14 protein-coding genes are annotated in these 11459 nt (G+C 36.7%); 8 read left to right on the forward strand and 6 right to left on the reverse strand.

What is annotated here, in order from left to right:
* Positions 1 to 8 precede the first annotated feature (8 nt).
* Positions 9 to 1523, reverse strand: a complete 1515-nt coding sequence (gene gpmI / locus LK994_RS06705) for a 2,3-bisphosphoglycerate-independent phosphoglycerate mutase (protein ID WP_229762126.1) — start codon at positions 1521 to 1523, stop codon at positions 9 to 11.
* Between the two features lie 125 nt (positions 1524 to 1648).
* Here gpmI and LK994_RS06710 point away from each other — a divergent pair, with 125 nt between their 5' ends.
* The 3 genes from LK994_RS06710 to LK994_RS06720 all read left to right on the forward strand — a co-directional run bounded on the left by LK994_RS06710 (position 1649) and on the right by LK994_RS06720 (position 3327).
* Positions 1649 to 2029, forward strand: a complete 381-nt coding sequence (locus tag LK994_RS06710; RefSeq protein ID WP_229762127.1) for a DUF4783 domain-containing protein — start codon at positions 1649 to 1651, stop codon at positions 2027 to 2029.
* 74 nt (positions 2030 to 2103) lie between these two features.
* Positions 2104 to 2958: a carboxylating nicotinate-nucleotide diphosphorylase gene (gene nadC / locus LK994_RS06715; RefSeq protein ID WP_229762128.1), complete on the forward strand. Its 855-nt coding sequence runs from the start codon at positions 2104 to 2106 to the stop codon at positions 2956 to 2958.
* Positions 2959 to 2979: 21 nt separating this feature from the next.
* On the forward strand, positions 2980 to 3327 hold the full coding sequence (locus tag LK994_RS06720; protein WP_229762129.1) for a translation initiation factor: 348 nt from the start codon (positions 2980 to 2982) through the stop codon (positions 3325 to 3327).
* A gap of 7 nt (positions 3328 to 3334) precedes the next feature.
* Here the strand turns inward: LK994_RS06720 and LK994_RS06725 are convergent, their stop codons facing one another.
* A complete protein-coding gene (locus LK994_RS06725) occupies positions 3335 to 3556 on the reverse strand; it encodes a (4Fe-4S)-binding protein (protein WP_229762130.1) in 222 nt (73 codons plus the stop codon).
* 90 nt (positions 3557 to 3646) lie between these two features.
* Here LK994_RS06725 and apaG point away from each other — a divergent pair, with 90 nt between their 5' ends.
* The gene (gene apaG, locus LK994_RS06730) at positions 3647 to 4033 is read left to right on the forward strand and encodes a Co2+/Mg2+ efflux protein ApaG (protein ID WP_229762131.1); all 387 of its coding nucleotides are present in this window, start codon (positions 3647 to 3649) and stop codon (positions 4031 to 4033) included.
* 78 nt (positions 4034 to 4111) lie between these two features.
* Positions 4112 to 5218 carry a fatty acid desaturase family protein gene (locus LK994_RS06735; protein WP_229762132.1) on the forward strand — a complete coding sequence of 369 codons (1107 nt, stop codon included), beginning with the start codon at positions 4112 to 4114 and terminating at the stop codon, positions 5216 to 5218.
* On the opposite strand, the gene gldB is transcribed toward LK994_RS06735, so the two are convergent.
* Positions 5215 to 6225: a gliding motility lipoprotein GldB gene (gene gldB / locus LK994_RS06740; protein WP_229762133.1), complete on the reverse strand. Its 1011-nt coding sequence runs from the start codon at positions 6223 to 6225 to the stop codon at positions 5215 to 5217. The genes LK994_RS06735 and gldB overlap by 4 nt on opposite strands.
* Before the next feature lie 79 nt (positions 6226 to 6304).
* Between gldB and LK994_RS06745 the strand changes: the two genes are divergently transcribed.
* Both LK994_RS06745 and rsgA read left to right on the forward strand, forming a co-directional pair.
* The gene (locus LK994_RS06745; protein ID WP_229762134.1) at positions 6305 to 7987 is read left to right on the forward strand and encodes an NAD+ synthase; all 1683 of its coding nucleotides are present in this window, start codon (positions 6305 to 6307) and stop codon (positions 7985 to 7987) included.
* A gap of 61 nt (positions 7988 to 8048) precedes the next feature.
* Positions 8049 to 8975 (forward strand): ribosome small subunit-dependent GTPase A, encoded by a 927-nt coding sequence (rsgA, locus tag LK994_RS06750; RefSeq protein ID WP_229762135.1) that lies wholly within the window; start codon positions 8049 to 8051, stop codon positions 8973 to 8975.
* Position 8976: 1 nt separating this feature from the next.
* Here the strand turns inward: rsgA and LK994_RS06755 are convergent, their stop codons facing one another.
* From LK994_RS06755 to LK994_RS06765, 3 genes are read right to left on the reverse strand one after another with little or no spacing between them, the layout of a single operon-like run.
* Complete coding sequence (locus tag LK994_RS06755; protein ID WP_229762136.1) at positions 8977 to 9279, reverse strand: hypothetical protein; 303 nt, start codon at positions 9277 to 9279, stop codon at positions 8977 to 8979.
* Between the two features lie 26 nt (positions 9280 to 9305).
* On the reverse strand, positions 9306 to 9512 hold the full coding sequence (locus LK994_RS06760; protein ID WP_229762137.1) for a hypothetical protein: 207 nt from the start codon (positions 9510 to 9512) through the stop codon (positions 9306 to 9308).
* Positions 9513 to 9566: 54 nt separating this feature from the next.
* On the reverse strand, positions 9567 to 10085 hold the full coding sequence (locus tag LK994_RS06765) for a gamma carbonic anhydrase family protein (RefSeq protein WP_229762138.1): 519 nt from the start codon (positions 10083 to 10085) through the stop codon (positions 9567 to 9569).
* 181 nt (positions 10086 to 10266) lie between these two features.
* On the opposite strand from LK994_RS06765, the gene LK994_RS06770 reads away from it, so the two are divergent.
* Entirely contained in the window at positions 10267 to 11445 is a 1179-nt protein-coding gene (locus LK994_RS06770; protein ID WP_229762139.1) for an aspartate aminotransferase family protein, read from the forward strand.
* Positions 11446 to 11459 lie beyond the last annotated feature (14 nt).

An 11459-nucleotide genomic window follows, 5' to 3' on the forward strand; every position in this document is an offset into this window, starting at 1 on the left:
GGGGGAAATTAAATTAATACGTTACCAGTCATTTCTTTTGGTATAGGCAGATCCATCATTTTCAAAATACTTGGTGCAATGTCTCCTAATTTGCCATTTTTAACTGTGCCTTTCCATTCGTTGTCAATAACTACCAATGGCACCAGGTTGGTGGTATGCGCTGTATTAGGACTTCCATCTTCATTGATCTCATAATCTGCATTGCCATGATCGGCTAAAAGAAAAACAGCATAGTCGCTTTTCAGCGCAGCAGTCACTACTTTTTCTACACAAGCATCCACTGTTTCTACTGCTTTAATGACAGCATCCCAAACTCCTGTATGGCCTACCATATCTGCATTTGCAAAGTTTAAGCAAATAAAATCTGCCGAACCTTTTTCTATTTCGGGAACAATAGCTGCAGCAACTTCATAAGCACTCATTTCTGGTTGCAGATCATAGGTAGCAACTTTAGGAGAAGGGATCATGATCCTGCTTTCTCCTTCAAATGGTTTCTCTCTGCCACCACTAAAAAAGAAACTTACGTGTGGGTATTTTTCTGTTTCAGCAATACGTATTTGGGTTTTATTATTTTGCTGTAATATTTCACCCAATGTATTTTTCAGATCATCATTTTCAAACATAACATTTACGTTTTTAAATGTATGATCATATTGAGTCATAGTAGTGTAATGCAAGTCTAATTTTTTCATACCAAAATCAGGCATGTCATTTTGTGTAAGTACTTCAGTGATCTCTCTGCAACGGTCTGTTCTGAAATTAAAAGCAATTACAACATCGCCATTTTTAATGGAAGCATCTTTTACTTTTGTATTGATGATCGGCTTTATGAATTCATCTGTTGTTCCTGCTTCATAAGATTTTTTTACAGCAGATAAAATATCGTCAGATTTTTCTCCAATGCCATTTACCATACCATCGTAAGCAATTTTTACTCTTTCCCATCTCTTATCTCTGTCCATGGCAAAATATCGGCCTGTAATGGTTGCAATAGCTCCTGTTGAGGTATTCAGGTGATTCTGAAGATCAGTTAAAAAGCCAAGACCACTTTTTGGATCTGTGTCACGGCCGTCGGTAAAGGCGTGAATCAACAGATTATTCAATCCTTCTGCTTTACAAACATCTGCAATGGCTTTGATATGGTTAATATGAGAATGTACGCCACCATCACTTACCAATCCAATGAGATGCAACGGTTTATTATTTGTTTTGGCGTAGTTGATCGCTCTAAGCAGTTTTTCATTTTTTTGAAATTCTCCGCTACGAATAGCGACATTAATTCTTTGTAATTCCTGATAAACGATCCTGCCAGCACCTAAATTCAAATGCCCTACTTCACTGTTTCCCATTTGTCCTTCGGGAAGTCCTACATCCTCGCCGCAAGTGATTAATGTAGCATTAGGGTACTTACTGTATAAAGAACTTACAAATGGGGTTTTGGCATGTTGAATTGCATCGCTGCTTTTAACTTTGCCCAATCCCCAGCCATCCATGATAACTAATATTGCTTTTTTTGCTTTCATTTTGCAAAATTAGTTGTTTTAATAAAAGCTTCTTATCTTTTGTGTACAAATAGGAGCACTAAAAATGTATTTTTAACACAGGTTGGCACGTTTTTAGTAAAATAATTAGAAACAAACAGGATTTTATGAAGAGAATTATTACATATATATCATTAGTAGCTATCATTTCATCTTTTACCATACAGTCGGGTATTGATGATGTAGTAGATGCGATGAAAGCAGGTAATTATAACGAAGTGGCAAAATTTTTTGATACTAATGTAGAGATAAGTATGCCCGACAAGAGTAATAGCTATAGCCGTAGTCAGGCTGCATTGGTTTTAAAAGATTTTTTTACTACAAACAGTATTAAAGGGTTTGATATTATCCATAAAGGCGAAAACGGAGGATCTCAGTACTGCATAGGAACACTTAAATCCAAAAATGGTACTTATCGCACAACGATCTTTATGAAACAAAAAGCAGATGTGCAAGTGCTGCAGGAGTTGAGATTCGAGAACAGATAACTGATCAATAACCATATTTTTTTAAATAAGTCGACAGGATACCCTGTCGACTTTTATTTTTAATAGATTTGCAGATGATGAATTACGAAGAGCAATTACATACATTGATTAAAAATGCTTTGGCAGAAGATATAGGAGATGGAGATCATTCTACCTTGTCAAGTATTGATGCACAGGCAAAAGGGAAAGCGGTATTGAAAATTAAAGAGGCAGGGGTATTGGCAGGGGTAACTGTTGCAGAAAAAATATTTTATTATATGCAGCCCGACGTCATTTTTACGGCATTTAAAAAAGATGGCGATACAATGAAATATGGTGAAATAGCTTTTGAGGTGGAGGCAAGAGTGCATACTATTTTGCAATGTGAAAGACTGGTGCTTAATACAATGCAGCGAATGAGTGGTATTGCTACTTTGACCAGGCTTTACACTGATAAATTGCAAGGATACACCACCCAATTACTGGATACCAGAAAAACCACGCCTAATTTCAGGTTGTTAGAAAAAGAAGCTGTTCGTATCGGGGGTGGCGTAAACCACCGGTTTGGTTTGTATGATATGATCATGTTGAAAGACAATCATATTGATTATTGCGGTGGAATAAAGAAAGCGATTGATAAAGCTTACGACTATGTACAAAAGCATAACAAGCAATTAAAGATCGAGGTAGAGACCAGAACAATTGATGATGTTAAAGAGGTGATGAATACAGGGAAAGTTGATCGTATCATGTTGGATAATTTTACTCCTGAAAAGATCAGCGAAGCATTAAAAATTATCAATCGCAAATATGAAACAGAAGCAAGTGGTGGTATTAATTTGTCAAATATTGAAACCTATGCTGCTACAGGAGTTGATTACATCAGCAGTGGAGCGGTCATTCACCAGGCCAGGAGCCTGGACTTGAGTTTGAAGGCAGTATTAATTTGATGACTCTTTAAAATAAATATAATGGCAGGAAAAAAAATAAATTCATTTGGCGGGCTGGTGTATTCAACTGATCCGAATTTTAAACCGGAGTCAGTTAATGAGGAAGAACAAGAAACCTTATTACCAGCTCAGCAAAAAATAAAAGTAAGACTGGATAAAAAGCACAGAGCAGGTAAAGCTGTAACGCTTGTAGAGGGTTTTGTAGGTATAACAAGTGACATGGAAGAACTTGGCAAAAAGTTAAAAACTTTCTGTGGTACAGGAGGTTCTGTAAAAGATGGAGAAATCATTGTGCAAGGAGATAACAGGGACAAAGTTATCCAATGGTTCCTCAAAAATGGTTATTCCGGAGCTAAAAAGATCGGTTGATCAATACTTAATTTTTCTTCTCTATAATGCTGATCGCCCCACTCGGACATTTCTTTACCTGATCGATAATACGTTCAGTATCAGCCTGATTCATGTCGATCCATGGTTTTCTTCGTGGGTCAAAAACCTCAGCTAGTCCTTTAAAGCAGATAGCAGAATGAATGCAGATATCGGGTTGCCACAATACAGTAATTTCTCCATTGGTGTATTTATGAGTTTTTATCGGCATAGAATAGAATTGTCTTTAACATAAATGTTGTTTCAATTTACAACGAAAGATAGATTTTTTCAGTTATTTTTACAATAAACCCATCATAAAATGGTCTCACAAGTTTCCGAAGGCATTAAAATTAGTGTTGAGGTCTTTTTTCAACCCGATTACAGCAATGCTGTAAACAGTGAGTTTATGTTTGCGTACCGCATTACTATAGTGAATAATAACAATTTTTCTGTAAGATTATTAAGAAGATGCTGGCATATTCATGATGCGAATGGTAGCCTGAGAGAGGTTGAGGGTGAAGGAGTTGTAGGTGTGCAACCTCAAATAAATCCCGGCGAAAATTATCAATATGTAAGTGGTTGTAATTTACGTACGGAGATGGGGAAAATGCAGGGTACTTATACTATGGAAAATATCAGTAATCAAAAGCAATTTGAAGTGATCATTCCAGCTTTTGAGATGATGGTTCCGTATAAGATGAATTAGATTAATAAGCTATAATGGCGTACCTTAGCATCATAAATCAACATCCTGTTTTAATCATTTTTAACACATAACTTTTGTATGGCCAAAGTCACTTTCGACAACCGAAATAATGAGTTTTATCAAAGTTTAAAAATATCCGTCGATAAATATTTTTCAGACAATAAGATTAAAAAAACAGGCGACTACAGATTGTATCTGAAATCGGTTATTCTTATAGGCACTGCTATAGCAGCGTATTCCGCTTTAATGTTATTGAATGTGCCAGCATTACCTGCGGTTTTATTATGTGCGTTGTTAGGTTTCACATTTGCCTGTATTGGTTTTAGTGTGATGCATGATGCCAATCACGGCAGTTACAGTACCAGGCCGTTATTGAATGATGCCATTGGTCTATCTGCCAACTTTCTTGGTGCTAACTCTTATTTCTGGAAACAAAAACATAATATCATTCACCATACATATACTAACGTAGACGGTATAGATGATGATATTGCAAAAAGCCCGATCATTCGTCAATGTGAAACACAAAAATGGGTGCCGGCACATAAGATCCAGCATTTATATTTAGTACCTATCTATGCATTGTCTTCTATTTTCTGGATATTCATCATGGATTTCACTAAATATTTTTCACGAAAAATTTATACAACAGAAGCGTGGAAAATGTCGTTAAAAAATAAAATTGTTTTCTGGCTTACCAAATCAGGATACCTGACTTTTTATATTGTACTTCCTATCATTAAGTTCGGATTTTTACCTTGGCTTGCAGGTTTCTTCATTGCTCACGCAGTGATGGGCCTTACATTGTCTCTGGTATTTCAATTAGCACATGTGGTAGAAATAACTGAATTTGAAAATGTGGCTTTGGATGAAACAAAACATTTAGAAACAGCCTGGGCAGAACACGAACTGAGAACTACTGCAAATTTCGCAATGGGTAACAAAGCTATTTCATGGTTTGTAGGAGGATTGAATTATCAGATTGAACATCATTTATTTCCTCGTATAAGCCACATACATTATCCTGCCATCAGTAAGATTGTGATGGAAAAATGTAAAGAGTATAATCTGCCTTACAACAAATACGATGGAATGTGGGAAGCATTGGCATCACATTTCAGGGTAATGAAATCATTAGGGCAGAAGCCAGTTGAAATGGTGCAGGTTCAAGGAAAAGCTGCTTAAGGCTTATATTTAGTTTCCTGAAAAATAGTTTCAGCATCTGTTGCCATTAATTGTGGTAAACTTATTTCATTGTGCTTCTCCATGTATTTTTTTACAATTTGCCATCCGCAAAAAGAGCCTATATTACCTGGAGCCTTTTCTCCCAATTCCTGAGTTTTTGGGCCTTCGTCAACATAGTTCTTGGTAATATTTTTATCTGTTACCTGCAGGTAAGAATTTTTTACAAACAGATCCCATATTACCGCTTCATGATTGTAACAATCAGCCAGTTGTTCTTTAGTATAACCGATTAGTTTGTATTCATCAACATCGGGCAAAAATTTACTTAACAGATATAATCGTTTCCCTTTTTCAATCATTTGATTGACCAAAGGCTTGTCTTCATTTTTCTCAGGAAAAAGATCGTCTGTAATATTTTTTAAACAATTAATTGAAATATACTCCGGTTCAAATCTGTTAGAGATATATTCAGCATAAGTTTCCTGTACCAAAGTAGATTTGTATAGCGAATAGGTTTTACCAAGATGTTGCTGTAAGCCAACCAGGAAAGCATCGTCGGCTAAGATATCTCCGTATCCATCTACCGGTCCGATATAGGTTATTATTTTGTTTGGGGTTTTGTACTGAGGAAAATAATATTTTACGAATTGCAGCCCTTTCTTTATTTCTTTTTCGTATCGGTCGAAATTTTTAAAGATCAATTGGCTTGTATCGTACAAATATTTGTACGAATTAATAAAGCCCCCAACATATGCAGCTGTGCTATCCATCGGCCATCTGGGGTCTGCACCTAAAATTGTACTTAGATAATTTTCTCCAAAAGAAGGGTATTTGGCAATCAGCTGTTCTAGTTGCGTAGATAAGTTTGCTGAATCTATTTTGAATAACTCCTGTTCAAATCTTTTTGTAGAAAGTTCTACTTTAATATTTGATACGTCAGGCGTTTTACTGCTGTTGTTACAGGAAAAGGCTAAAACACTTATAAATAAAGCAAGTAATGATCGCATTGTTGAATGATTTAACTTTACAAAGTAATAGAATCATTTGTAAACGAAACGTAAATATTCTCCTTTAAGGAAAAGAGGCATGAAAATATTTTTAGCACAACAAAACTATCACATCGGCAATTTTGAAAGTAATACGCAAAAAATTATTTGCGCTATCGAAGAAGCCAAGCAGCAGGGAGGTGATATAATTGTGTTTAGCGAATTGTGTGTTTGCGGTTATCCTCCGAGAGATTTTTTAGAATTCGATGATTTTATTAATAAATGTTATGCAGCCATCGATGCAATCAAAGTGTATGCGGATGGCATAGCGGTGATCGTTGGTGCACCGGACAGAAATACGATCAAGGAAGGGAAGGATCTTTTTAACGCCGCTTATTTTTTGAATAATAAGCAGGTGCAACATATTGCTCATAAAACATTGTTACCAACCTACGATGTGTTTGATGAGTATCGGTATTTTGAGCCGGCTTATGAATGGGATATTGTTGAATACAAGGGTAAGAAAATAGCGATTACTATTTGTGAAGATATTTGGAATTTGGGCAACAATCCATTATACCGGATATGTCCAATGGACAAATTAATGGAACATCATCCGGATATGATGATCAATATATCTGCATCTCCATTTGATTATACACATGAGCAAGACAGGATGGCCATTATTAAGGCGAATGTGTTGAAATATAAACTACCGATGTTTTATTGCAATGCAGTAGGGAGTCAAACTGAAATTGTATTTGATGGGGCATCGCTTGTTTTTGATAAGGCAGCCAATCTTTGCGGACAATTACCATTGTTTGAAACATCATTGGAATCTTTTATGCTGCAGGATGATGGTATGATCGATGGAGCTGTTGTTAAATATGCTGCAGAAATTCCTGATAAAGAATTGAATCCAGTCGTACTCGATGAACGGTTGAACATTGGGCATATACATGATGCATTGGTAATGGGTATCAGAGATTATTTTTCTAAAATGAATTTTTCTAAAGCTATTCTAGGTAGTAGTGGTGGTATAGATAGTGCAGTTGTGCTGGCATTGGCTTGCAGTGCATTGGGAGCAGAAAATGTAAGAGCGATACTGATGCCTTCGCAATATTCTACTAACCATTCAGTAGATGATGCAGAGCAATTGAGTAAAAATTTAGGCAACCCTTATGATATAGTGCCGATAAAAAATATTTATGAAAGTTTTTTAACTGAACTGAAACCTATTTTCAACGAACTGCCGTTTAGCCTGGCCGAGGAAAATATTCAAAGCAGAACAAGAGGAAATTTATTGATGGCCATTGCTAATAAATTCGGGTATATTTTGTTGAACACTTCTAACAAAAGCGAGCTGGCGACAGGCTATGGTACGTTATATGGTGATATGGCCGGCGGCATCGGTGTATTAGGAGATTGCTACAAGTTACAGGTGTATGCATTGGCGAAGTATATCAACAGAGACAAAGAGATCATTCCAAATAATATCATCACCAAAGCACCTTCTGCAGAACTGAGGCCAGGTCAAAAAGATTCAGATTCTTTGCCTGATTATTCAATATTGGATAAAATTTTATATCAATACATCGAATGTAGGCAGGGGCCGGCAGCAATAAAAGCGCAAGGTTTTGATGCCGCACTGGTTGACAGGGTATTGAAAATGGTAAATGTGAATGAATACAAACGAAATCAATTTTGTCCGATCATACGTGTATCACCCAAAGCATTTGGCGTAGGAAGACGTGTTCCAATAGTAGGGAAGTATTTAAGTTAATATCGGTTAAACCCGTGATTACTAATTCGTGTAATCTGTGTAATTTTTTTAATTAGTGAAAATGAGAGCAACAGTTTATAAAAGCACCGGTAGTTGGTACATTGTTAAAGATGATGAGGGAAAGATGTTTAATGCCCGTATAAAAGGTAAATTAAAGATCGGTAATATTACCTCCACTAATCCTATTGCAGTTGGAGACGTAGTGATAGCAGAAATGGAAAATGAGTTAGAAAATACTTTAACGATCATCAACATTGAACAGAGAAGAAATTATATCACCCGTATCTCTCCGCATAATAAAAATCAACATCATATTGTCGCATCTAATTTAGATCAGAGTTTGCTGTTTGCTACATTAAAAGACCCCAAAACGTCCCAGGGTTTTATCGATCGTTTTTTAATTACATCCGAAGCATATCATATTCCTTCCATCATTGTATTTAATAAATCAGATCTGTACGGAGAGAAAGAAACCGAAAAATTTACCGAAGTAAAATCTATCTACGAATCGATCGGTTACAAAGTGATGAGCATGAGCATCGAAAAAAATGTGGGAGTTGAAGAAGTTAAGAACTTATTAAAAGATAAAACCACTTTATTGAGTGGTCATTCCGGAGTGGGGAAATCTTCTTTCATTAATATTATCTTTCCTGAATTACATTTAAAAACGTTGGAAGTAAGCGACTGGAGCGGAAAAGGAATGCATACTACCACTTTTGCAGAAATGTTCGATCTGCCTTTTGGCGGAAGAATAATTGATACACCCGGCATTCGAGAATTAGGATTGGTAGATATTCCAAAGCAAGAGCTATCGCATTATTTCCCTGAAATGAGGCAATTGATCAATGAATGCCAGTTCAATAATTGTATGCATATCAATGAAAAAAAATGTGCAATAAAAAGTGCCGTTGAAAACGGCACAATACATATGGATCGTTACATCAGTTATTGTAACATCCTTGAAAAGATCGAAGAAAAATCATATTGATCTAGTAAGCCCTACGCTCTAAAAAATGAGCGATCTCCATCACTGCATTATTTTCTTCCTTTACATTTTTTACATGATGAGGGAATATAGATACCCCGTTGAAGATGTTATAGTGCAGCGTTAAAAACTGTTTCTTGTATTTAAAATCCCAGTTTAATACTTCTGCATCATCTACCTGGTTTAGGAATTTCACTCTGAGGGTTGCAGCTAATGTTTCAGCAATGGCGTAGAACTTTGAAATGCCACAATTGTCATCAATCACGGCTTCGGTGTTGCCATATTGATTTTGTAATTGGTAACTCATGGTATTAGGATTTTATTGGTTTCTGTCTATTGCCCTCTCCACACATTACCCGTCTTGACTCTCATTTTTTTCTGTTTTACATTTTCTCCGGATGCAATTCTTTGGTCAGTAGTTAACTGCCCTGCTTGCGGACTACCCGGACAACCGTATTTCTCTTTTTTTCTAAAAACAGAACAACTGTTTAAACTGCCTATTAAAGAAATACAAACCGCTGCAACAATAATTTTTTTCATGTAGTAAAGATAAAAATTTTCTTTTAAACCCAATGCCATCAAACGTTAAACCTTTTAAACGTTCTTGAACCAACCACTATACATTAAATAATTATTGGCAATCCGGTCAATCTCGCCACTTATCAAGTTTTGGCTGATGTCTTTTACTTTTTTTGCAGGAACTCCTGCCCAAATGCTCCCCGGTTCAACCACTGAATTTTCGAGTACCACAGCCCCCGCAGCTATTATGCTGTTAGAGCCAACTTTTACATTATCCATCACAATCGACCCCATACCGATCAACACGTTGTCTTCTATAACGCATCCATGTATAATTGCATTGTGTCCGATGCTAACATTATTTCCAATAATGGCCTTGGTTTTTTCATAAGTACAATGAATAACTGCCCCATCCTGCACATTTACCTTGTTGCCCATACGGATACTATTTACATCTCCACGGATCACCGCATTGAACCATACACTACAGTCATCACCCATTATTACATCACCCACAATGGTGGCATTGGGAGCTATAAAACAGTTGCCACCCATTTGCGGCAGCACACCTTTTACCGGAAGAATTAAAGCCATAATTTTTGTTTTTTTTTTGAGCCCGGCTTCAGAATAGCTATTTAGCTTCATTGGCGTCGCACTCTTGTACAGTAAATCTTTATTCAGCAAAGTCCGAATTCGAAAGTGAAAACGGAAAAGTGTAATTACTTTTTTGCCTTGTACTACAAATATCAAACTTTCTTCACGAAATTTGTTACTTATGAATAATCGTAGCTTATTTCTTCAACATGTAGGACAAACCTCCGAAGCTCCGTTGGCATTAGAAATTGTGAAGGCAGAGGGTTGCAAACTCTATGACGTAGACGGGAAAGAATATATTGACCTGATTGGTGGCATTAGTGTTTGCAACGTGGGGCACCGGCATCCAAAAGTGATTGAGGCCATTAAAAGGCAATTAGATGATTACATGCACATTATGGTGTATGGAGAGTTGGTGCAAAGTCCGCAGGTAGCCTATGCGACAAAATTGACACAGTATTTACCCTCATCACTTAATGCTGTTTTTTTTACTGCCAGTGGCAGCGAAGCTACTGAAGGGGCTATGAAATTGGCAAAAAGATTTACTGGTAGAACAGAGATCATTTCTTTTAAAAATTCATATCACGGGAGCACACAAGGAGCTTTAAGTATAATGGGAGATGAGTATTGGAGAAATGCTTTTCGTCCGTTATTGCCCGATACCAGGCAACTCAATTATAATTCACTCGAAGACCTGGAGCATATTACTGACCGAACAGCCTGTGTTATTGCAGAGACAGTGCAGGCAGAAGCCGGAGTAATTACACCTGAAAAGGAATGGCTTACGGCATTGCGTAAACGCTGTACAGAGACCGGGACTTTGTTTATATTGGATGAGATACAATGTGGCTTTGGCAGAAATGGCTCTTTATGGGCATTTGAACAATTCAATATTGTGCCGGATATATTATTGTTGGGCAAAGCGTTGGGAGGAGGAATGCCTTTAGGTGCTTTTGTTGCCGATAAAAAAATAATGGATTCGTTATCACATAATCCTGTGCTTGGGCATATCAATACCTTTGGTGGGCATCCTGTTTGTTGTGCCGCAGGGTTGGCTGCATTTAATATATTGCTGGAAGAAAAACTGGTAGATGCAGTAAAGGAAAGAGAACAATTATTTGTTTCATTATTGAAGCATCCTGCAATTCTATCAGTAAACAGTTGTGGTTTGATGATTGCAGTTGCCTTTAAAGATTTTGATACCAATAAAAAACTAATTGATGCCCTGATTCTGGAAGGTGTATTTACTGATTGGTTTTTATTTGCCAGCAATTGCTTGCGTATCGCACCTCCATTGACGATAAGTGAAGAAGAAATAAAAATTGCCTGTGTAAAGATCATTCAGTTATTGACCGCTTAATAAGAGCAATCCTC

The organism is Ferruginibacter lapsinanis, from assembly GCF_020783315.1.
In the GTDB taxonomy this organism is placed as follows: Bacteria; Bacteroidota; Bacteroidia; order Chitinophagales; family Chitinophagaceae; genus Ferruginibacter; species Ferruginibacter lapsinanis.

What these genes read in the sequence shown, in the direction of transcription:
- LK994_RS06720 (WP_229762129.1), top strand. Translation starts at nt 2,980, where the DNA reads ATGGCAGGAAAAAAAATAAATTCATTTGGCGGGCTGGTGTATTCAACT.
- LK994_RS06735 (WP_229762132.1), top strand. Translation starts at nt 4,112, where the DNA reads ATGGCCAAAGTCACTTTCGACAACCGAAATAATGAGTTTTATCAAAGT.
- gldB (WP_229762133.1), bottom strand. Translation starts at nt 6,225, where the DNA reads ATGCGATCATTACTTGCTTTATTTATAAGTGTTTTAGCCTTTTCCTGT.
- nadC (WP_229762128.1), top strand. Translation starts at nt 2,104, where the DNA reads ATGATGAATTACGAAGAGCAATTACATACATTGATTAAAAATGCTTTG.
- LK994_RS06770 (WP_229762139.1), top strand. Translation starts at nt 10,267, where the DNA reads ATGAATAATCGTAGCTTATTTCTTCAACATGTAGGACAAACCTCCGAA.
- gpmI (WP_229762126.1), bottom strand. Translation starts at nt 1,523, where the DNA reads ATGAAAGCAAAAAAAGCAATATTAGTTATCATGGATGGCTGGGGATTG.
- LK994_RS06755 (WP_229762136.1), bottom strand. Translation starts at nt 9,279, where the DNA reads ATGAGTTACCAATTACAAAATCAATATGGCAACACCGAAGCCGTGATT.
- LK994_RS06710 (WP_229762127.1), top strand. Translation starts at nt 1,649, where the DNA reads ATGAAGAGAATTATTACATATATATCATTAGTAGCTATCATTTCATCT.
- LK994_RS06765 (WP_229762138.1), bottom strand. Translation starts at nt 10,085, where the DNA reads ATGGCTTTAATTCTTCCGGTAAAAGGTGTGCTGCCGCAAATGGGTGGC.
- apaG (WP_229762131.1), top strand. Translation starts at nt 3,647, where the DNA reads ATGGTCTCACAAGTTTCCGAAGGCATTAAAATTAGTGTTGAGGTCTTT.
- rsgA (WP_229762135.1), top strand. Translation starts at nt 8,049, where the DNA reads ATGAGAGCAACAGTTTATAAAAGCACCGGTAGTTGGTACATTGTTAAA.
- LK994_RS06745 (WP_229762134.1), top strand. Translation starts at nt 6,305, where the DNA reads ATGAAAATATTTTTAGCACAACAAAACTATCACATCGGCAATTTTGAA.
- LK994_RS06725 (WP_229762130.1), bottom strand. Translation starts at nt 3,556, where the DNA reads ATGCCGATAAAAACTCATAAATACACCAATGGAGAAATTACTGTATTG.
- LK994_RS06760 (WP_229762137.1), bottom strand. Translation starts at nt 9,512, where the DNA reads ATGAAAAAAATTATTGTTGCAGCGGTTTGTATTTCTTTAATAGGCAGT.